Here is a 20,790-nt window from a genome sequence, read left to right on the forward strand (position 1 = left end):
AGCCGGCTACTCCGGGTCGGACGGGGCCAGTCCCGCCAGCGCCGTGGTGATGTCGAAGGCGTCGATGGTCATCAGTTCCAGGTCGGTCAGTTCCGACACGTCGGGGTGGTCGCGGGTGACGCGGTAGTCACGTTCGGATTCGGCCGCTTCGATGACGTTGCGTACGAATCGTCCGTTGCCAGCCAGATCGATCAGTCGTCGCCCTTGCCGCGAGTGTCGGGCCAATCGTTCACAACGTTCGCGCAGGATGTCGCGGGCAGCGTCCGACAGCACGGAGTCCTTGCCCTCGGCGATGTGGTCGGCGATGGAAACCAACTCGTCCGGATCGTACGACGGGAAGCGCACTCGTTTCGTGAATCGTGAAGCGAGCCCGTCGTTGGAGGCGAGGAATCGGTCGATCTGGTCTTCGTACCCGGCGATGATGATGACGAGTTTGTCGCGGTCGTTCTCCATGCGCGCCAGCAGTGTGTCGACCGCTTCTTTTCCGAAAGCGTCTCCGCCCGAAAGACCTTCTTGAATCAGGGTGTATGCCTCATCGATGAACAACACCCCTCCGAGCGCGGAGTCGATGAGTGCGTTGGTCTTCGGTGCGGTGTGCCCCAGATGTGTTCCGACCATGTCCTGACGGGAGACCTCGATGACGTCGGCGTTGTCCACCACGCCCAGCCCCGCCAGTATCTTGGCGATCACTCGCGCGATGGTGGTCTTACCGGTGCCGGGTGGGCCCGAGAAAATGAGGTGCTGTGACTTGGTGTCCACGGCCAATCCCCGGGTGGCGCGTACGCGATCCATTTGGATACCCGACCGCAACCGTTGGACTTGTTCCTTGACCGACTGCATACCGATTTGCGCGTCGAGCAAGGTGGAGGCTTCGCGCAGTAGCGCGCTGCGCTGTTCTTTGGCCGCGAAGGCCATGACCTGGGCGGGGTCGGCCCCGGAAGCGGGGTCCCAGCGGTCGGTTCGAGATGCGATCACGTCAGGCGTGGTCACCTCGAGTCGATAGGCCTTGTCTCGCACGGCTTGTTGCCAGATCGATCGATCGGACCAGAGTGCGGATCCGGGGAGTCCTGCCAGGACTCGTTCGGCCGTGTCGTGGTCACCGGTGTGGCGCAGGATCATACCGAGCAGAAAATGCGCGTCGGCCCAGATGTAGGACAGGTTGCCGCTCGCGCTTTCCTCGACGATTCGTTTCGCGCGCGGCAGGGCTTCTCCGAATCTTCCGAGGTGAGCCAGGGATTGGGCAGCCATCAGTTCCGCGGCGATGTCGAGAAGACGGTCGCTGAACGAAGGCGCCTTGGCGCGTGTGCTCAGAACGTCGGGCCATCGACCGGTGCGAAAGTCCAGGGTCATGCGTACGAACTCGGCGACCTCATCCGCTCGGATCTCCGCGAGCATCGTCGCGGCTTCGCCCCACTCCCCCGCATCGGCGTATTCGCATGCCTGGGCGATGGAGATCTGGTCTCGGTCCGCCATCGGCATTCGGAGGCCGAAGACACGAATCTCGGCTTGACACCAGAGCGTCCGCTCGACGAGACCCGCCTTCTGCTGGTCGCGGTAAAGGTTGTGTACGGATCGGTACGCGCCATAGATGACTTCGGCGGTGATCTCGCCGGCCATCGCGCGTCCGAGCCACGCATCGCACATGTCCGGGTCCAGGTCGGTGGCGGCACGAAATGCCGCTCCGGCGCGCTCGTCGTTGCGGACGCCGCCGGCTACCAAACCTAGGCATTGCACGCCGGTATAGAAGGCGTCTTCGGCCGCTGACACTCGGAATCCTTCCGCCGATCTCGCTTGGCTGAACGATATCGAGGGCGTTGCGGGCCGCATCCCGGGTCACTCCCACCGGTGGGAAGAAGGAACCGACCTATTCCCAGACATGAATATGCCGCTAGTTATTGGCTCATTAATCAACGTATCGTTGAGTGCTCAATACTCACTGATCCGCGGAGTCGACGAACCTCCCGAGCGGAACGCTCCCCGACCCCTTAGATCACCGTCGTGGAAGGGACGGTTTCCTCATGTTCGACTGGCATTTCCTCGCAATGGCGGGGACTACGCTACTGTGCCTGATTGTCACCGGGGCCTGCCTTCGCCCCTACCCTCACCACGCCCGTGGCGAAGATGCTCCACCTACGACATCGAATTCAGTTGAGCTCGAATCAATTTCGCATCATGAAGCGGACGACAAGACAGCGGCAGCGGCGTTGCTGTCACCGGGTGAGCTACGTCGGGCACACAAGCTGATGCAATGGCATCGAGAATGCCGGGTCGGCTCGTGTCCCGACAAAACCGCGGCCTTCCGAGCATTGGTCGCGGCTCATCACATCGTGCCCGATTCTTCGCGAGAGTGCGCACTGGCCGATCCTCGTCCAATAAGCCGCTGTTGAGAGAGCCGCTATTTGACGATACTCTCGTGACGGTTGGTTGTTCGCTTCTCGAAGATCCAGCCGTCACCGGCCCGGTGCAGGACCAGAAGCGCATGGGCCTGGGCTTGTCAGATCCGCACTGCTCCCCTGGCAGGTCGCCCAGCCGTAGCGACGACCGACGAACAACTGCCCGTTCGCCGGTCGTCGCCGTGGCGCGGGCTCGGATACTCCCGCCGGACACCCTCTCCGAGCCGCACGGTCATACGCCGCCCTGATCGGGCACCAATGATTCCTCTGGTTCCTGAACCGATTCGTCCGGCGACGTGACCGCCGGGGGCCTCTTACGATCGTTCGGCAGGCCGGGTGCGGCTGGAGCGACGGGTCCCGGTGACGTCACCGCGGGCGCTGAGTTCTCTTGTGCGGGTGGCGCGTCCACGGTCGACGGCACGAGCACCGGAGGTGCGGAGTCAGCCGACAGCACAGGCTGGGGTGGCGCGACAGGATCGGGCGCAGACGCGGGGGGTGAGCTCGGGCGTGGGTCCACCGACTGTCTCTTGTCTGTATCTGCGCCCTCGTTCGACCGCTCCTGGTCACTCTTCTCCTGCTGGGAGTTGTCAGGAAGCAGCGTGGGCAGCATAGCGAGCATCGGTACGGCGAGGCCGAGTACTCCCTGCAGGATCGATCCGATATCAAGTCCCCCGCCCCCACCGCCCGCTTCCCCACCGGTGCCGCTAGGAGTTGCGGTCCCGCTACCGGCACCGCCGGCCATTTCCTCGTTGACCCGCAGCACCTTTCGGATGTGCTCGAACGCGGCCTGGATGGCATCGGAGATCTCGGCCAAAAGCGTGGACTCTTGCGCGGCGCTGAGACGTTTTGTTTTCGGATCGGCGCCCTTCTGAGCCAGATCGAACTTGTGCTGAAGGGTGGTAAAGATCGAGTTCACCGCCGCGAGGGCTTTGACTCGTCCGGAGCCGACGACGAGAGTCGCGGCCGCGACCTGGTCATCGAGCTGCTCGAGTGTCACGATCCGACCGGCCAAGCCATCAAGCGTCTGAGTGTACTTTTCGACGACCTGCCCCGAGGATCCGGACTCGGGCAAACTCGGTGGCACCAGGTAGGGCTGTGTTCGCCGCGGGGGCGGGCATGTCGGTCCCCGGCCCAGGATGTTCACGGCCAACAGTCGCGCGGCCTCGGCCGCGGCGATGACCTTCTTCAGCCCCGCACTGGCACCAACGGGGGCTACAAGCGGTTTCGCACGATGGTGAAGGTCCGTGCGCGTGCCCAGCGTATCGAGATCGACGTCGTTTTCCTCGGTTCTTGACACCATTCTCCAGCGCCCGCCTTTCGATTTCCTCAATTGTCACTGCTTCCTGCGACTGGGAAACGGGCTACCTCTCTCTGGTGGGAATTCAGTCTCGCCGAGCAGGAGTGAAAATAGGATATCCGGCCGTCACGGCGATCAATCACAGAGAATGGCCTGTTCAGATGATGGACTACGCAGAGCAAGCAGACTACGCTTTGCGGGCTTTGCGTGGGCTGTATGGCACGGCCGGACCTCGTGGGCTGGAGATTTCCGCTCCCCGCACGAAAATCGATCCGCTACCGGAAGGTGGATCGAAGGCGTTCGGCATCGCCGCCTATGGCGAGATGGTTCGTTCCCATACACATGCTCTCGACACGACCGCGTCGAGGGACGACGTCGTGCGCACGGTAACCCGCACCGTCGGTGATGGAACGGTCGTCGGGCGGGTGACGCTGGACAACCACGTCGCTGATTTTCGATCGCGGGTTCAGGCGATCGCGGCGATCGCCGACACTCGTCTGAGTGTTCCGGCGCTCTTGGATTCGGCTAACCGGCTGTTGTCATCGGCGGGCTCCCAAGTGAATTCGGACGCGATCGCGGCCCAGCGGCAGGCCGCCCAGATTTCCGCGTCGCCGTCTCCTGTGCGGCGACGGCGCATTCCGCGGCGATCGAGGGTGGCCAGGGTCGTGCCTGCGGGTCAGAGGGATCGCCCGAATTCAGCCGTGCGCGGTCCGCAACGTCGTCGCGGCACCACTGGCGATTCGGTGGGTGCACGCGCCGAGAATGCGGCTGCGGCTTGGCTGGGAACCCCGTATGTCTGGGGCGGTGGCGGTGCGCAAGGTCCCAGCGGAGGCGGATTCGACTGTTCGGGTCTGACCCAATACGCGATCGCTCAAGCAACCAATGGTGAGGTAGTGCTGCCTCGGACGACATACGATCAGATCAACAGTGGGATCCGGGTCCATCCCGGTGATGCCCGCCCCGGAGATCTGGTTTTTCCGCGGGATCCGTGGGGTTCGAGAGGTCCTGAGCATGTCCAGTTGGCGGTGGAGGGCGGCGTGATCGAGGCGCCATATACCGGGGCTCGGGTGAGGAGAATGCCGATGCCCCCGGACGCGGTGGTTGTACGGGTCTTGTGACTTCGGTCGGGTTCAGGTCGTGGTTGCCGTTTCGAGTCCGATGCCGGCGCCGGTGGGGCGGTAGAAGCCCACGAATTGACCGTAGTCGCCGTGGCCGTCGTCGACCGGGAAATGCTGGTCGAGTGGAACAAGTTTGGTGCTGGCGACGGTGTGAGGCACACCGTCTTTCAGCACGATCAATCCTGTCCGGTTCTCCCATTGCACGACGTCACCGGTGCTCAGGTCCGCGGGATTGTCCAGCTCGGCCCACGGGTGCTGTTGCGTGTTCTCGCCGGTGGTTCCCTGGTAGGCGGCGTGTGCGTTGCTGCCGTTGGCGTTGTTGAGTTCCCGGTTGAGCGCCTCTGCCACGACCGGTGGACCAGCGACCTGCACGGTGCTGCCATCTGCCTGAGTGATCGTTATCGGTCCGACCGGCGCGGCGGCGGAGTCGGGCGCGGCAGCCGGTGCGCCGGGGGTGTCCGCCTGGACTGCCGGGGCCGGTGCCGCGTCGAGTTGCGATGGTGGTGTGTCTTTTGGGGCCTCGATCACTCGATCCTCGCGCGGCTCGGTCTCGATCGTGGCGGACTCGTCTCGGGGAGGTCGGCGGGTCGTGTTGTTGTTTCCGCCCATTTTTCCCGCTAGCGCCTGCGCGAGCATCGACATCACCATCGGGTTCTGCATGGGATCGCTGCCGGCAGGAGAGGAGGTCCCCGTTCCTGTGGCGGCACCGTTGGCGATGCTTGTAGCCAGTGATTTCAAAGCGGCGCTGAGTTCGGGATCAGGCGCGCGGTTGGAGTCCCGCAGCTGGTCCGCGTCGGAATCGAGGTCACCGCCCAGTCCGAGTTGGTTCAGCAAGTCCGAATCGCTCGGGGAGGTCTCGCCCCAGTCACCAGGGTTATTCAGGTTCTCATCGGTCGTGTCGTCCGCAGTAGCGGTTCCAGCGTTGCCTCCCGCTTTTGTGCCCGGAGTGGTCTGTAACTTCTTGGACGCCTCAGCGACCAAGTCGTGCACGCTGCCTATTCTCGCTTCGACCGCGTTGCGCGTGGATTCGATTGCGGTGATGAGACCGCTCTCTATTTCTTTGGCTAGTGAGTACGTCCACACGTTGTCAATGACCTCTACCTTGGTGATCGCCGCACGTAGTTCGGTGTCCAGCTTTGCGAGAAGTTCGCGTATGTCATGTGACTCTTTCTGAACCTTAGCGACTATACCTTCGGCAGCTCCGGAAATCTGTGAACTTTTCACGACGAGCTCGTCTATCAATTTATCGATTTTTCCCTCGTTTTCCACATAGGGTTCGTTGATGGCGGATTCCATCGTGCCCGAGCCGAAGCTCCTCGATATTATCTGCGTCACTTCACGACCACGCGAAGGAGTGCCTGCACCCAGCAGGTCGACAAGCATCTGGAGGGCTATCTCGTTCAATCGGATGATCTCGTCCAGCGTGTCACTTCTCCCGTTGGGCCGAAACAGAGACACTCGAAATAGATGCTTCTTCTTATCGTCGGCAGGTACGAGATACGACAAAAGTGAGCCATTCTTGTCGTAGAGCGCAATGCTCCCGTCGTCGCCGACTCGGAGATTGGCTGCACTTGTAGTGCGTGTCTGCGTAGACCACAATGTGCTACTGAATGCTCGTGACACTATTTTCAGGGAGCCATCATCGCCGAGTGTGGCCCATTGCTCTCCATCGAATTTCGCGGGTCCGGATGCCCATGTGATGTAGCCGTCGTTTCGAACGAGAGCGAGGCCGCCCTTCTCGTTCCACGACAGCGTGTACTCGCCATTGCCGGACCGCAAACTGGCGAGCTCTTGCCCAACCATGAGGCGGTCGGAGTATCGGGCATGGATTTCTGCTTCAGACATCACGGTCACCTTGGTTTTCGAACATCGCTTACTTGTCGAGCAATGCCGGTGAGAGGGTAGCGCGGGAGCGCGCGCCGTTGCTGTCAGTCTCGGCTATCCCCATGGCTGGCAGTCATGTCCAGCGTGAGGCCACATAGCGTTTCGGGAGCGAAGCTATTCGAACTTTACTCGGCTTAGGACCTCCTGCGTGGACCACTTTTCCGTCACCGATATACATCATGACATGTCCGGGCCTCGAACCTTTGAACAGATTCTTCGGATAGATCAGATCTCCGGGCCTGATTTTATTGGCAGGTATACGCCGGGTGGCAGCCAGCTGCTGGGCTGCGTTGTGCGGAAGTCTCACTCCAGCGTGTTCGGCGGCATACTTCATCAATCCCGAGCAGTCGAATGTCGATGGGCCATCCGCGGCCCATACGTACTTCTTTCCCAACTGTGCGAGTGCGGTGCGGACGGCAGCCTCACCCGCGACGGTGCCCCTGTCGCGGGTCCGGACAAGATCCGAGAGGTAGTGGTCGGACAGTCGGTCAACCGCCCGGGCTATTTCCGCGCTGGTGGCTTGGGTGTCGCCCACAATGGTGTGCGCCCGCCGGAGAGCCTGCACCATGAGATGGTCGATTTGTCGGCGTCCCGCGGGGGTGAGCGCGGCTGAGTTCAGTGCGCGGATCCGGGTCACCACATCTGCGCGAATCTCCCGCAGCTCGCCCGCTGCGGCCTTGTTCTTCGCGGCGAGCTCCGAGAGATACTTGTTGAGCTGGCCGTCGAGCCGGTCGTAGGAGTTAGCGGCATTGCGCTGGTACAGGGCGGTTCGCTGGTACTCGTCGAGTCCGCCGGCGCCGTTTGCGGGGTTGGCGGTGGCGGGTGATCGAGAGGCGGGTATGTCACCGCCGGCCCCGTACAGCCGCTCGATATCCGATATCGCCTGCAACGCGCGAGCGGCTTCGGGTGATACTCCCCCACCTGCGGGCTGTTGGGAGCTTCCGCCGAGCAGGCCGCCGAGAGCTTGCCCCAGGATGGGCAGCATCATCGCCGCGGTGGCAGCGAGAGGTGCCGCGACCTCAGCGAGTCGAGTGAGGTCGATCGGTGGCGCCGCTGGGACGGGCGGAGGGCGCGTGTCGGGGTCTTCGGGCTCCGCGGCGGGTGAGCCGGGCTCTTTCGCAGGAGTCGATGCCGATGGGACGTCGACCTGCTGGTCACCGACTGCGGTCGAGAGGCCGCCGGTTGCAGAAGAAGTGAGCACCGGCCCGAAGGAGTACGTCATTGGCGTCCGGGGGTCGGGGAGGGTTGCCAGGCCAGGTGATTGAGGTTCGGAGACACTGGGCGCGGTGGGTGGAGGCGCGGCGGCGGGGTTTCGCTTCAGCTGCCACGGAGTGGGATTGCCACGATGGTCGGTTCGCGGCGCCGGAGCCTCCCCTTGGTGCCACTCGGATCCCGACTCGCCCGTGCCGGAGGAGTCGGGAGAGGAAGCGGTCATAGTCTCCGCGTGGGTCACCAGAACCGTCCCGCCGTCAGGTTGCCAATGTTGTCGGCGGCGGCATGTCCGTCGGCGCGGAGGTGATTGCGGTGGGCTTCACCGCTGGAGACGACGCGGCACCGCCCGGCACGATGGCGGTCGCGGCGGTCGTGGCTTCGGGCCGGAAGCGCGGATGCTGGATGAGTTGGGCATGGGCATACAAGCCGTCGCGCAGAGTCTGACGGGTCGGTGTTGTGGCCAACGGCAGCAACAGCTCGTTGCACCGCCGTTCGAATTGCAGATGGTGCAGGACCGGATCGTCGCTGGGGCGCAAGTGCCCCAACGGTACTCGGCTGGTGTCGTGCCGCCGGGTCATCACTTCGGCCGCGAGCAGAGCATCCGCGTCGTGCAGGGCCTGCCAGAGGTGCTCGCTGACATCACGGTTCTCCGCGAGAGTGTCCAGTATGCGTTCGCGGATACGGTAGGACATGCCCGCTTCGGAGGTCACCGGCGCACGACCCCAGCGGCGATGCCCGTCGTTAGCGAGTCGCAGGCACTGTTCGAAGACAGCGGAATCTTCGACCGATGCCATGAACTCCAACGATTCCACCGCTCCGGTGAGTCCGAGCCGGTCGGTCGTATCGGCGGTGAATACTCGCAGATTCACGCGGGCCTCGGGGGACACGTGTTCGGCGGTGGCGACGTCGGACAACATCGCGCGCAGTTGTGCGTCGATGGGACCGGAGGATGCGAGTGCACTCAGTTGCGCACCGGCTTTGTGTCCCCACTCTCGGGCGAACTCGACCAGAATGCGAGCGGGGTCGGAGACGCCTTCCCAGCCGGCTACTCCCGATTCGGCCTCACGCGCCAGGAATTCGGTCCAGTTCCACGGTGTCGACGCTTCTCGCGGCAGGTACACCGCGGGTGGCAGCCACCCTCGTGCTTCGTTCGAAGTCAGGAACAGACCGAGGCCCGCGGGTCCACGCATGACCGATACAGCCCAGCTCATCCCGATCGCACTTGAGTCCAGCGCTGCCAGCACCGAACCGAGCAGGGTTCGAGCGATCACCAGGTCTTGACTGACTGTTTCACCCAGCACATGCACAGGCTCCGCCGCCTGGTCACGAGCCGCGGCGACGGCTGCGAGGAATGGTGTCGGTGGCGGCGTATCCAAACGGCCGCTGACGCCGTTGGAAGTGACGCGGTCACCGCCCACCGTTGCTGGCACCGAGCCCCGTGACGATGTCCCCGATGTCGCCGTGTAGAGGCTGGACGGGCCGCCGGTGCTCGACTGCGCCGGAGCGGCCGCCATCGTCGTCGGGGTCGGACCGGACGGGGCCACCTGATGAACAGATTCGTCCTGCGATACGGCGTGGGAAACCTGGCGCTGGTCTTGACCTGCACCAAGGCTGTAGGCCGGGGCAGACGTGCCGGCGGAAGCATCGGGCATCGCGGTGCCGGTGGGAGCGGAGAGTTGGGCGCTGGTCGTGTCGGTGCCGGTGCGCAGGATTGTGAACGCGGCGTCACGGTCGGCACGTTCGTATGCGTCCGCTGCTTCGCGGAGTGTTGCCGCGGTCTGGTCATGCGCGTCGGCGAGACGATCACCCGCTTGTTTGCGTGCGTTGAAGAAGTTGTGCAGCGCGATGCGTACCGGCTCGGCGATCGGACCGTAAGCTTCGGGGAACGCGGCCAACCAGTCACTCGGTGGTGCGGCCCAGTCCCGGGTGTCGATGGCGACTTGATCGTGGTTGAGCGCCGCACGGCGCAGAGCCATGGGATCGAGATCGAGATTGTCGGTCACGGGCGTGCCTCCTTCACCTCGACGATGGACCGGCTGGATCGGTTGCCGCGGAGTCGGTTCGGCGAGCGTCGGTCCAAGCGGTGGCCGCCGCCCGGATCTGTGCCATCGAATCGGCGTCGAGCGCCTCGAGCACGCGAGCGGTTTGGGTTAGCAGGTCGGCGGTGTCCTCGTCGGTGCACGCCACACGTTCCGCGATTGCGACCCGTTCGGTGCGATAGAAGGGATCCGCGATGTCGTTGAGGAATTGCGCGGTGATGACGCCGTTGTCCGCGATGAAGGTGTCGATCCAGGTAGGGGGACGCGCCCACGCTCGCGTTTCGAGGGCGCTTGTTGCGTGTTGAGCAGCCCGCCTGCGTAGTTCGTCGGTATCTATGTCGAATTGCTCGCGCATCGTGGGCACTCCCCTTTTCTCTCCTGCGTTACCCACATTGTGAAAGCTCCCCACGATTGGGGAGTGGCTTTTCGCAGGTGGGAAGGTGTGAGACTCGGATTCCGTGGCGCGAGCAAGCATCTGGGCCGAGGGCAGCAGGTTCCCTGCTCGGTGCAACAACGAGGGAGTGGACATGCGCTTTGACGATCTCGCTCTGCCGATCGAGGTGGAACTCGAGACCTGTTTCGTTCGTGATCGTGCCGGAGCCTCCGCCTACCTGAATTTTCTGATGACACGAGGATTGGGCCGCGAGTGGGCTATGTGGTCCGAAGACGATCATCGTGAGTTCGACGAGGTGATCGAGGAACTGGCGGACTTCTGGCGCCGGGAAACCCGCCGACTGGTAGCGGCACTCGTCAGCGGTCCCGGGAACTGATGACGGAGGTCGGTACATCACGAAAACCGGTTCGCAGTCCCGTTCCCGACCCGCGGCTGCGCAGACCTGTACGAATGTATAGCAGCACTGTTCGCGTATCGGCTATGTCTTGCGTGCCATGGCCTGATTTCGCCACTGCTGCGTCTCGCGGTGGACGCGGTCCTCGAGATCCGGTGGAAGGTGCCAAATGATGTCGGATCGCGTGGTGATCATGAGCTTTTGGCGGATCGCCGCGACTTGGGCGTCCACTGTGCGGATAGAGGAGCCGCGTCGTTCGGCGATCGCCGCGTTCTGCCAGCCCGCTGCGGCCAGGGTGGCGACCTCGGATTCCGCCGGGGTCAGATCGCGCCAGCGTGAAAGAGCGCGAGCCGGGCCGATCGAACCGGGAGCCACATCATCGAGGGAAAAGTCGCCCAGCACGAAGCGCTGTAACTCGTCGGCTTCGGGTCGGAGTAGAGCGCCGCGCCGCGCCATCGAGGCATAGGCCTCGCGGCCCAGAACCTTGGTAGCGACGTTGATCGCATTGTCGGTCTCGCGGGCGATCAACGGTGTATCTCGAAATCCGAAACCCATGGAACGATGAAGGGTGGACAAGCCGCCCTGCAGGGTCGCGACTTCGATAGCGACGGCGGCAAGGTGCTGCGCCGGGTGTGCAGGCTGTGCGTCCACCATGGTCGCAAGCACACGTGCGCGTGCTGCCATAACGTATTGGACCACCATTCCACTGACCCAGCGGTCCCCACCGACTTGATGCTTCTTCACCAGATCACGTCCGGCTCGTTCGGCCGCATTGGGGTCACCGTGAGTCGTCAGGGTGATCAGCCAGGTCAGCTCGGCACCGGAAACTTCTTCGGCCGCCCCCGAGATTTGTGCGTTCTTCAAGTACTGATATGCGGTATAGAGGGCTTGAGCGGGCTGATGAAACAGGCCGCCCGCCAGGACCAGGAAGAGCTTGCTGCGTTTGACGCCCGCCTTGTCACCGATCTGCTCGAACTTGTTGTGTGCGCGGGTGAGCACGTCGATCGCGGCGGGGTCGAGTTGCATGAGCATGTCGAATCCCCAGGTGAATTCGACGGGGGCGGGTAGGCCGATGTCGATTAGAGCGGTCGACCGCCAGTGCTCACGCACGTCATCGTCGGGCAGGCAGGCGTGTGCGCATTCGTCGAGCAAGATGCTTGTGTAGTCGGGGCGCCCCTGCCACAGCGCGTTCCATCCGATCAGAGCGGTAGCGGCGATGCGGAGGTTGGTTGGTACCACGCTGGCGGTGCGCGTGGTGTCCAGAGCTTGTTCGGCCAGGCGGGTGATGATGCGGTTGGCCGCCAGTACGAACGGTGCGCGGGTGCCCATCAACAGGATGGCGATTTCGAGCCCGACGACGGCTTCTGCCGGGTGGTCGAAGCTGGTGTCGATCGCTTGCAGGAGGTCCTCCCACGCTCCTCGCGCCCAGGCCAACCATGCCGGCTCCCCTGCGCTGAACCATCCGGCTTCTCGTGAGATGACCACGTCCCGATAGTGGCGGCGGTGGCGTGCGAGCAACGGCGCGGGGGCGGTCGGGTCGCGGCCCACAAGCCGTTGGGCGGCGAAAGCGCGAACGCTGTGCAGTAGGTAGTACCGGACGGTGGTCGCGGTGAAGTGCGTTGACACCAGCGAACGTTCGACGAGTCGTTCGAGCAGCCATGTGATGTCCTCGGGAGACAGGTCCGGGCCGGCGCACACCGCTTGTATGTCGCGCAGTTCGGCTCCGCCGCCGCGGGCATCGGCATCGGTGGATTCGAAGCCGGACGCGAACACCGAGAATCGTTCCAGCAGTAGCTGTTCGGCGGGAGTGCAGATGTCATAGGACCATGCGATCGCGTCGCGTACCGCCCGGTGGTGGTCATCGACATCGGCAAGATCTTGCGGGTGCCACTGCATTCGCTGGTCGTCGGGCTTGCCCGAGAGCTCACGCAGAACCGTTTCGATCGGCAGATGTGAAAGTCTCGCGGCCGCCAGCCTGATGAACAAAGGGTTGTTGTCGACTCGTCGACAGATTTCCCTGGCGACTTCGAGGTGATGTGGATCGTCGGGGATGGGGCGGCGGGTGAGACGGGCGTGCCGCTTGAACAGGCCGATGGCACTGTCGATCGGCAGTGGCGGGATGGTGAATATGTACTCGTCGGACCAGCCGAACGGCTCCCGGCTGGTAGCCAGGATCACCAAGCTGGGGAGGCTCTCGAGCAGGTTGGTGACCAGGGTAGCGGTGGCAGGTAGAAGATGTTCGCAGTTGTCGAGGGCCAGTACCGTGCGGACGCGCGGTTCGCGGGTTGTCAGGGTGTCCATCAGCACGTCCCACGCGGACCGGCCGGTGGTGTCGATGGTGGCGACCCAACGGACCACCTCTTCGGCGATAGCGCCGGTGGTGGCGTTCGGGGGCAGGCGGTTGAGCCTCGCCCAGTGCACCGCGGTGTCGGGCTCGTCCAAGTTTCGGCGGGCCACTTCCCCCACCAGGCGTGTCTTTCCGATGCCGGCGGGTCCGGTCACGGTGATGAGGCGGGCGTTGCCTGAATGCTCGAGTTCGACGAGCGTCCTGAGTTCCTCATGACGTCCGATGAATTCGCTCACCGCCCCGAGCCCTGGGGGGTTGCTACGTGGAGTCTCTTGCATGATGTTCTACATACTTTCGCCGTCCCGGGGAGCAACCGGTCACCCTCTGCCGGGATCTCGCATTCCGGTCGAGGGCGGCTATTGTCGCATCCGACGACGCTACTTCACACCGCCACGTGGTGTCGTCGATTCTGTGCGGCAGTGGGCGTACGCGTACTGCAGCTCGCGGCGATTCCGCAATGTGGGCTCATTGCGTAGCAATAGAACAAGCTCAGTGCGTCGTCGGTTCAGGAGTAACTCCTGGATATGCCGGTCGGGGGTGTAGCGCGCGTCGCGGTTTCGCCGGGCGTGTAGGCGCTGGGTGATCAGGTCTGCACCGAGCAGGCCGTATCCGGCGTACAGACTCTCCCACCATCGGTCCGGGACCGGGCGCGCTCCTCGCAGGGCTGCGACGATCGTGGTGCGCAGCTGACTCAGCTCGTCGAGGCCGGTCCTCGTGTGGGAGGAGGGCATCGCTGCCGCGGTGAGGCATCGTGCGACAAGGCCCAGGCGGTCCCGGTGCAGTTGCGCGCGGTCGAAACGAGGCAGGACGTGTGGTTCTCGGTTGCCGGCGAACGCGAAGCGGTCCAGTAGGCCGGGCGCCGACCGGGTGAGGTCGAGGATGGGTTCGGGCCGGACGGACTCGGCGAAGGACGCTGCTGTCACGTCCGTGCGAAGGTCGAGATCGATGGGATGTGTCGAGGCGATCGCGGACATCGTGGCACCGTGGCGTGGGCTCCAGCGGCTCGCGAAGTCGGCGAGAATCTGTGCCGGGTCGGCGAAGCTGGTCCAGCCTGGGTCGGCTTCGTTCCAGTTCCATGGACTGCCCAGGTGCTCTGGCAGGTAGAACCCGCCGGGAATCCAGCCTTGTCCTTCGTTGGTGGTCAGAAAGACACTCACGCGTCTACCGTGCTGCAGGACGGCGATTGCGCAGGCAAGCCCAGGTGTCGAAGGCATGGCTGCTGCGATGCTGGCCACGAGCGTTCGAGCGAGGACGAGATCGGTGTCCACCGCAGGGCCGAGGTTGTGCGCGGGTGCGGCCGCAGCCGCGAGTGCCGCGGCGAATGCGGAGTTCAGCACCGCATCACCGGCACGATCGCTCTCGTGTGATCTGGCGGGGGATTGGGGAGGCCTGGCTGAGACAAGTCCCGCGCGGGAACGAGAAGACTCCGACGCGGACGAGCCTGCCTTGTTCTGTGAGATACGTTGTTTTTCAGTAGTTTTCGCTGCTTCTGTTGATCTGATCGCTGGCGTTTTCAGCTCGGAACGCTGCAGCGTCACCGGCTGTGCGGCACCGTCGAGGTGGATCAAGGGACGTCCGGTGATTGCCGCCAGGCTCGCGAGCATCGGCGTGACAGTGGCGCTGTCCCGCGGCGTTACTTCGGAGGTTCTCTCGGGTACCGACAGCACCTGGTTCTCATCGCGCACCTGCCGAGATGGCGCGAACGCCGCAGCGTCCGCAGCGATGTGCTCCGGTCGCGTCGGCGGCTCCGCGTGAGCATCCTGGCCGCCTGTCACGATGGAATCGGCCGAAGCATGTAGGGAAGTCGCGTACAGAGTGTTCACGTCGGACGCACCCCATGGTCGGACAGTCGGGCCCACCTGTACCTGCGAATCTGAGGTGGATGCTGGAAGCGGCGGTGGGCCGGTCGACCGCTCGTGCTGCAGGAGAGCGATCTCCGCCTCCGACAGCTGTGTGGGTCCCGTCGGAGTGTCGGCGGCATCGAGCTGTACGGAACGGATCGGGTCTCGGACGAGTTGAGTGAGGTCGAACAGGTTCGTCGGGCCGATCTGCTCGATTGCCGCCTTGACGAGGTCCTGGACGTCGGCACGAGCGTGTTCGGTCAGCGCGGCGACGTGCTCGTCCGACGGGTGTTCGCCGGCGGGCTCTCGCGCCGCCGCGGCTCGATAGCCGTCGACGATGTCGAGGATCTTGTGACGGGTACGTTCGACGTGTCCCGCGAGTGCGTCGAGGGTGTCCGCGGCGGCGAGCAGGGTCCGGGCGAAGGCTTCCGGTAAGAGGCTGTGCTGGCGGAGCACATCGGTGACGTTGCCGAGTCCCTGGCTCGAGCCGATGAGCTGGTCGAGTTCACGACTCGCGCGGACGGCTGCCGCGCTGTCGAGCTGGACCGCACCGGCGCGGGCAGCGTCCGCGAGTTCTCTCCATCGAGCTGGGGCGATCATGGGCCAGTCATCGGCGACGATCGCATGCCATTCGTGCGTCGGCCCCACGGGTGATGGTTGAGTCACCGGCCGGCGTTTCCGACGGCATGCGCGCAATCATGGTCGGCCCAAGCCAGTTCCGCTGCCATGTCCTCGGCGGTACGGGTGACCGAGTAGGTACTTTCTCGGAGTTGTTGGGCCGCGTCCAGCAGAGCCGCTCGGAGCAGGGCCAGATCGTGGACGATGCGGCTGTCGAGTGAACTGCCGGTCGTGTGGTCCGGGGTCAACCGCTCGGCGGTGGAGATGACCGTGTCGGTCGCCGTCGATATGGCAGCGAGAAATCGCTCCGCGGCGGCGGCGATGTCTATCGGTGAGCCGATATCCAGCATGACTGTGCTCCTGGCGCCGAAAGGTCAGGCCCTGTCTCGGAATTCGTCTTGTTCGGCGGCCGTGTACGCCGCCTGGGTGGGGAGGCCGAACGCGTCGATGGTGTGTCCGAGTACGCCGTTCGCCTCCATTTCCGAACGCAATCCGACTCGTGATTTGAGGTTGGCCAGGTGCGCGACTCGCAGTATTTCGCGCGCTAGCCAAATCTCTCCGTTGTCGCGCGCGTCATCGTTGATGTGCAGTCCGATGATTTCCCCGTCACGGTTGCAGGCGGCTCCGACAGACTCGTCGGGATTGAAGACCTCAAAGGTCACCGGCGATTCGGCGGAACCATCGGCGAGTGGCTCGGCGTTGTTGAGCTCCGGCAAATCTGTTGTGCCCGAGTCGGATTGCGGCGTGTGGTTGGTCGCGTCAGTCACGGGAACTCCCGACGGTATGAGCGCTGGTCGCGCGATCGAGGTTGGGTGAGTGCGTTGCCGGGGTGGACAGCGGGGATTCGGAGGTGATCTTGGCGGAAAGCGCTGTCCACGACTGGTCGCGGATACGATGGATCGTGCGCAAGGGCCAATATCGAGCGCTCATATACATGCCGCCGCTGCCGCCGGTCGAGATCTCGAGGCGGTCGGGCAGCGTTTCCGTCGAACCCAGGGTGACCGTCGTCGGCGGGGGACGGCGGTCATCAGCGGTGAACACCGCGGTGCCGGCTCCGGGGATGAACGCAAGTCGGCATCGCGGTTCCGTGGGTACAGTCAGGGCTTCGTTGTTGGTGGTAACCGTACAGTCTGGGTCGAGGAGCAGTTGCAGGATCCAGGACCGCGCAACGGCGCGTTCGTTCTCACCGATGATTGAAATAGTATGCGTCGCAGCGAGATTGATGATCAGCATGCTTTCGTTGCTGGTGATACCCGCGATCAGCAGGCGCTTGCGTGTGCCTGCGGGGGGTGGGAGATCATCCGCTGCCATCGTGATCGGGTTGGCACCGAGTCCGTTGCCGCTCGCGGGGTGGGCGGTGACGGTGCCGTCTGCGATGGCGATCGTGTAGGCGCTGATGGGATCGTGCAAGCGGTCGCCGACAGCGGCGAGGCGGATGAGTCCTTCTTCGTGCAACCAGCGCATGGTGTCCACGGTCGTTACCGTCATGCCGAGGCGCCGACGGATTCGGAGGGTGTCTCGGTGGTAACGGCCTCGCTCATGATCGCGTGGTGTTGGCGTGCGGCATCGGCGGTGCTTTCGGTGATCGCGGCCATGATCTCGGTGGTCAGTGCGGCGCTGGTGAATCGCTCGGTGGTGCCGGGCGCGAGGTAGAGGTTGGTCAGTCTGCCCAGTGCGTCGACTTCGGGGATTACCGCGCCGCTGGGTGAGGGTCGTCTGGCTCTTATGCCGTCGATGCGGTCGCGCAGGTCCGCGATGCGGTGCCGCAGGTCGCGAGCCATGTCGAGGGCGGCTTGCACGTCGGGGTGGATGTTGCTCATAGTGTTCCTCCATGGTGAGCGGGAGCGGCCGCCGTCGGTGGCGTCACGGCGGGGACAATGGCCGGTTTCTCTCCGATGACCGGGTCCGTGTGCGGGGTGTCGTCGACGTACATCAGCCGATCGGGATGCCACGCAACCACGCGGCCGCGGTCGTTGCCGTTGCCGCCTGGCGCACCGCCCGGCGCCATCGGCATGTAGGGCATGTAGCCGGATCCGGCCCTGTTCGAAGCCGCTGTGGTGTTCGCGGGGGCGCCGTAGGCGTCGATCACCGGCGCGCGCGGTGCCACATTTCCCGAGCCGGCCGGGGCGGCGACCAGGGGCATGGGGCCGACGATGCTGGGCGAGGGCAACGGCGCGCCGGTGAGCGAAGGGTCGGTCGGAACGGGTCCGCCCGGCGAACCGTAGCCGGGGTAGGGCGCGGAGGGAAGGTATTCGTCGGGGTAGTAGTCCTCCGGAACGTAGAGGTCGTCCTCGGAGATGGGGGCGTCATCGGCTGTAGGAGAGAAGGCGTCGGAGGCCATGGTGCTCAGTAGCATCGGCAGCATGCTTTCGAGCCCGCTCATGCCTCCGGAGTTCTGCTGTTGGCCACCACCCGGCGGAGTCTGGGTGTCCTCGTCAGCAGGTGCGGATCGAGCGATTTCGGCGAAGTAGTCGCGGGCGGTCTCGTGCGAGCGTGCTTTGAGCTGTTCGTACTTCGTCAGTGCCTGTTGGATCGCGATGTCGTCACCGGATTTGAGAGCGGTGATGAGGTCTTGCCGAGCCTGGGACAATTCCCGCGGCGTGGGATGCTTGGCTAGGGTTGAGTCGAACGCCGCGGCGTAGTCGAGAATGTTCCGGGACACACCCGCGAGGCCGGTGGCGACCTCGTCCAGCTGTTGGCGGTGGCTGCGAATATTCGTCGCAGCCGCGGCGCCGACGGGAATCCAGTCCTCGAGTTGGTCTGCCGCGTGTGCCAGCGCCGTTATCGCCTGCCTGTGCGGACCCTGCAGGTAGGTGGTGATGTCCTGTGCCAGCTGGCGAGACGCGTGCGTGCCGGGGCCCGTGTGGAGCTGACGCGCGAAGGTCACAGGATCGACCGGCCCGGCAGCCTGTGATGCGGCGGGGGGCTCCTGCGAAAGTATTATCGGTTGATCAGCAACGGGATTGACGATGATGGGCGCGCCGTTGCCGTTGAGGGCGCGACCAGCGTCATCGTCGGTGGTGCTGTACTGCGTTGCGGCCGTTCCGATGTCGTATGCGGTGCGCTGAGTTTTGTTGAGCGCGAATGCCAATGCGGTGCGCAATGCGAGCAAGGTTCGATCGCTCGTTCTCTTGGCCGCGGTCGAGCCCGTGTCGGCGCCTGCGGGCGTGAGCCACCCTCGCGGCACCGCGCCCGCGGTCTCGTGCGCGGTCCGGGAGAGCTCGGCAGCGATGGTCGCGAGAATGTGTGGTTCAACTTGAAGTGGCATTGTCTCGCTCGCTTTCGATCTCGGCACGGTGCGGGAGGGTTGGGGGGTCAGGCTGACATCACAGCGGGTCCGGAAACGGGGGCGAGCGGGTCGCTCGGCGCGGCGCCTGCGGCGTTGCCGGGTTGGGAGGCGACCGCGTCGATCGCGTTGGGGTGTGCGAAGCCCGCGAAATCGCCGAAATCCCCGTCGCTGTCCTGCATTACCGCGTCGAATGGCGTCAGGGCGCCGTCGGCGATGATCCAGAGCGAACCGTCTCCGTCGGTGTCGAACAGCACCACGATGGCGCTACGGCCGGTCCAGGTGGCGACGTCGCCGGTGACGAGTTCGTAGGGGTCGACGGGTCGACCGGGGCGCTCAGTTCTACCCTGCTCGGGACGCTCCCACTTGGCAGGGGTGTTGGCGTAGGCCGCTTGGGCGCTGGTGCCGGCATTATTGGACTCGGCCGCGGTCAAAGCTATATCGACGGTTGGCGAGACCCACGCGGTGCGCGAGTCTCGGAAGGTGTGCAGGACCTTTCCGTCGGCATTGGGGACTGGCGCGCCAGGTTGTGTGGCTGCGTTGGCGGCCGAGGTGGTGGTCACGGGTGCCGTGCTGGTGGCGGCCGGGCCCGCGGGCGCGGAGCCGGGTGACCAGGGTGTGCCCGTGGACACCGTCGGTGCGGGAGCTGCGGCGGGTTCGGGTTCGCGGGGTCGCTCGGGTTCCGTGGGCGTCAGGCGGTCGCGTCGGTCGGATAGGTCGCGGTCGTAGTCCCGCTGCATCGCGCCCTGCTGCATCAGCAGTGGGAGCATGGACATCAGTCCGTCCATTCCGCCGAAGCCACCGCCCGTATCAGCGGGGCTGTACGGAGAATCAGGGGGTGCCGGAGTTTGCGGCTGGTCCGGTTGGCTCGGACGGTCTTGGTCGGGCCGGTCGGGCCGGTCCGGGTCGGGCGGTGGAGGGTTCTTGTCGTCAGCTGTACCCAGCGCTTCGAGGTCCTCGAGGGCCTGCTCGGCTTGCGCACGAGCACGCTTCTCCGCCTCCAGCTCTTTTGTGAGGCCATCGACATCATTCGCCGTGTTCTGATGAGTCCCCGTCGCATCGGCCAGGATCGTTCCGACTTTGTCGAATGACCCGAGTACGGTGGCGACGAATGCGCTTTGGTCATATGCAGCCTGCGCACCGTCGTTCATTTCGGTGACAAGGCGGCTCAAGTTTTCGATGCCCACAACGTTGGTTGATTCTGTCACTGCGATTGTCGCTTCGACTCCTCGGTCGAAACCGATGAATCGATCGGCTGCCGCATTGAGATCGTCGACGAGTTTTTTGTAACGCGGAATGTCGATGTCGGACGCGACGAGCCTGGGTTGCAGTGCAGAAAGGCGCGAGAGTACAAGCTCCGCCCCAGGCGGCCTGCCGAAGGACATCCGGGTTTCGAAGATCCATTCGGTGAGAGTTTTCGACCCCGAAGGCTTGGTCGAAGCATTCATAGGTGGCGACACGAGTACACCTACGTGTTGGATATCGCGTGAAGGGCAGCTTTGGGATCATTAGTAAACCAATTACTGACGAACCTCGAGTCCATTCCGCGTGGCAGGAAGAATGCGCCCGTCTCTCCAGGCGGAGGCACATAGGGCCGCTCGCCTTCGATTTCGCGAGGCGGCTTACCAACCCAGTCACCTTTGACAGGATCCCTCGGCGGTACGGGTTCTTGCGTGTTTCGAAACATCTGCGTCGCATAATTTCCGACACCATAACCGATACCTCTACCGGTTGTTACGGCATCAGCCCCCGTAATGCGAAATACTAGTTTATTCTTAGCCAGTGCGCGAACTGCGCTTTCTGCTGTTTTGGTCCCGAGTCTTCGAGCCAGAGCCCCGCCGAGACCCCAGCCGGAAAGCCCGCCGGCCGCGCCACCCAACGTAGCCCATCCGACATCATCCCAGCTACTGAGGTTGCCTTCCGCCCATTGGACTCCCAAGTTCACGAGCGAGCCGCCGACTATTCCG

At 64.2% G+C, this 20,790-nt stretch carries 16 protein-coding genes; 2 read left to right on the forward strand and 14 right to left on the reverse strand.

All coding sequences use genetic code 11. The features are described from left to right. Positions 1–6: 6 nt before the first annotated feature. A complete protein-coding gene (gene eccA, locus ACFVBH_RS27060) occupies positions 7–1,767 on the reverse strand; it encodes a type VII secretion AAA-ATPase EccA (protein ID WP_379005699.1) in 1,761 nt (586 codons plus the stop codon). A gap of 858 nt (positions 1,768–2,625) precedes the next feature. Then, a complete protein-coding gene (locus ACFVBH_RS27065; RefSeq protein ID WP_379005701.1) occupies positions 2,626–3,723 on the reverse strand; it encodes a hypothetical protein in 1,098 nt (365 codons plus the stop codon). Between the two features lie 128 nt (positions 3,724–3,851). Here ACFVBH_RS27065 and ACFVBH_RS27070 point away from each other — a divergent pair, with 128 nt between their 5' ends. Further along, positions 3,852–4,808 (forward strand): C40 family peptidase, encoded by a 957-nt coding sequence (locus tag ACFVBH_RS27070; RefSeq protein WP_379005703.1) that lies wholly within the window; start codon positions 3,852–3,854, stop codon positions 4,806–4,808. Positions 4,809–4,820: 12 nt separating this feature from the next. Here the strand turns inward: ACFVBH_RS27070 and ACFVBH_RS27075 are convergent, their stop codons facing one another. The 4 genes from ACFVBH_RS27075 to ACFVBH_RS27090 form a co-directional block, all read right to left on the reverse strand. After that, a complete protein-coding gene (locus ACFVBH_RS27075; RefSeq protein WP_379005705.1) occupies positions 4,821–6,653 on the reverse strand; it encodes a hypothetical protein in 1,833 nt (610 codons plus the stop codon). Positions 6,654–6,765: 112 nt separating this feature from the next. Further along, entirely contained in the window at positions 6,766–7,680 is a 915-nt protein-coding gene (locus ACFVBH_RS27080) for a C40 family peptidase (protein ID WP_379005707.1), read from the reverse strand. 481 nt (positions 7,681–8,161) lie between these two features. Next, positions 8,162–9,907: a type VII secretion target gene (locus ACFVBH_RS27085; RefSeq protein WP_379005709.1), complete on the reverse strand. Its 1,746-nt coding sequence runs from the start codon at positions 9,905–9,907 to the stop codon at positions 8,162–8,164. Between the two features lie 13 nt (positions 9,908–9,920). Next, the gene (locus tag ACFVBH_RS27090; protein WP_379005711.1) at positions 9,921–10,472 is read right to left on the reverse strand and encodes a hypothetical protein; all 552 of its coding nucleotides are present in this window, start codon (positions 10,470–10,472) and stop codon (positions 9,921–9,923) included. Between ACFVBH_RS27090 and ACFVBH_RS27095 the strand changes: the two genes are divergently transcribed. Beyond that, positions 10,471–10,713, forward strand: coding sequence for a hypothetical protein (locus ACFVBH_RS27095; protein WP_379005713.1), 243 nt, complete (start codon positions 10,471–10,473; stop codon positions 10,711–10,713). The genes ACFVBH_RS27090 and ACFVBH_RS27095 overlap by 2 nt on opposite strands. Positions 10,714–10,815: 102 nt before the next feature. Here ACFVBH_RS27095 and ACFVBH_RS27100 read toward each other — a convergent pair whose 3' ends face one another. From ACFVBH_RS27100 to ACFVBH_RS27135, 8 genes are all read right to left on the reverse strand, one after another. Then, positions 10,816–13,314: an ATP-binding protein gene (locus tag ACFVBH_RS27100; RefSeq protein ID WP_379005715.1), complete on the reverse strand. Its 2,499-nt coding sequence runs from the start codon at positions 13,312–13,314 to the stop codon at positions 10,816–10,818. A gap of 141 nt (positions 13,315–13,455) precedes the next feature. After that, positions 13,456–15,567, reverse strand: coding sequence for a hypothetical protein (locus tag ACFVBH_RS27105; RefSeq protein ID WP_379005717.1), 2,112 nt, complete (start codon positions 15,565–15,567; stop codon positions 13,456–13,458). 14 nt (positions 15,568–15,581) lie between these two features. Next, a complete protein-coding gene (locus ACFVBH_RS27110; protein WP_354984826.1) occupies positions 15,582–15,887 on the reverse strand; it encodes a hypothetical protein in 306 nt (101 codons plus the stop codon). A 24-nt stretch (positions 15,888–15,911) separates the two neighbouring features. Next, positions 15,912–16,304 (reverse strand): hypothetical protein, encoded by a 393-nt coding sequence (locus ACFVBH_RS27115; protein ID WP_379005720.1) that lies wholly within the window; start codon positions 16,302–16,304, stop codon positions 15,912–15,914. Further along, positions 16,297–17,010: a hypothetical protein gene (locus ACFVBH_RS27120; protein ID WP_379005722.1), complete on the reverse strand. Its 714-nt coding sequence runs from the start codon at positions 17,008–17,010 to the stop codon at positions 16,297–16,299. Before ACFVBH_RS27120 ends, ACFVBH_RS27115 begins: the two co-directional genes overlap by 8 nt. An 11-nt stretch (positions 17,011–17,021) precedes the next feature. Next, positions 17,022–17,357 (reverse strand): hypothetical protein, encoded by a 336-nt coding sequence (locus tag ACFVBH_RS27125; RefSeq protein ID WP_354984829.1) that lies wholly within the window; start codon positions 17,355–17,357, stop codon positions 17,022–17,024. After that, positions 17,354–18,832, reverse strand: coding sequence for a hypothetical protein (locus ACFVBH_RS27130; RefSeq protein WP_379005724.1), 1,479 nt, complete (start codon positions 18,830–18,832; stop codon positions 17,354–17,356). Before ACFVBH_RS27130 ends, ACFVBH_RS27125 begins: the two co-directional genes overlap by 4 nt. Positions 18,833–18,852: 20 nt before the next feature. Further along, positions 18,853–20,271 carry a hypothetical protein gene (locus ACFVBH_RS27135; protein ID WP_379005726.1) on the reverse strand — a complete coding sequence of 473 codons (1,419 nt, stop codon included), beginning with the start codon at positions 20,269–20,271 and terminating at the stop codon, positions 18,853–18,855. Positions 20,272–20,790 lie beyond the last annotated feature (519 nt).

Origin of the sequence: Nocardia sp. NPDC057668, assembly GCF_042799795.1 — a bacterium.
Lineage (GTDB): Bacteria > Actinomycetota > Actinomycetes > Mycobacteriales > Mycobacteriaceae > Nocardia.

Coding starts and splice junctions, on each gene's coding strand:
- ACFVBH_RS27070 (WP_379005703.1), top strand. CDS start 3,852: ATGATGGACTACGCAGAGCAAGCAGACTACGCTTTGCGGGCTTTGCGT.
- ACFVBH_RS27075 (WP_379005705.1), bottom strand. CDS start 6,653: ATGTCTGAAGCAGAAATCCATGCCCGATACTCCGACCGCCTCATGGTT.
- ACFVBH_RS27080 (WP_379005707.1), bottom strand. CDS start 7,680: ATGATGCTGCCCATCCTGGGGCAAGCTCTCGGCGGCCTGCTCGGCGGA.
- ACFVBH_RS27095 (WP_379005713.1), top strand. CDS start 10,471: ATGCGCTTTGACGATCTCGCTCTGCCGATCGAGGTGGAACTCGAGACC.
- ACFVBH_RS27090 (WP_379005711.1), bottom strand. CDS start 10,472: ATGTCCACTCCCTCGTTGTTGCACCGAGCAGGGAACCTGCTGCCCTCG.
- ACFVBH_RS27110 (WP_354984826.1), bottom strand. CDS start 15,887: ATGCTGGATATCGGCTCACCGATAGACATCGCCGCCGCCGCGGAGCGA.
- ACFVBH_RS27125 (WP_354984829.1), bottom strand. CDS start 17,357: ATGAGCAACATCCACCCCGACGTGCAAGCCGCCCTCGACATGGCTCGC.
- ACFVBH_RS27135 (WP_379005726.1), bottom strand. CDS start 20,271: ATGAATGCTTCGACCAAGCCTTCGGGGTCGAAAACTCTCACCGAATGG.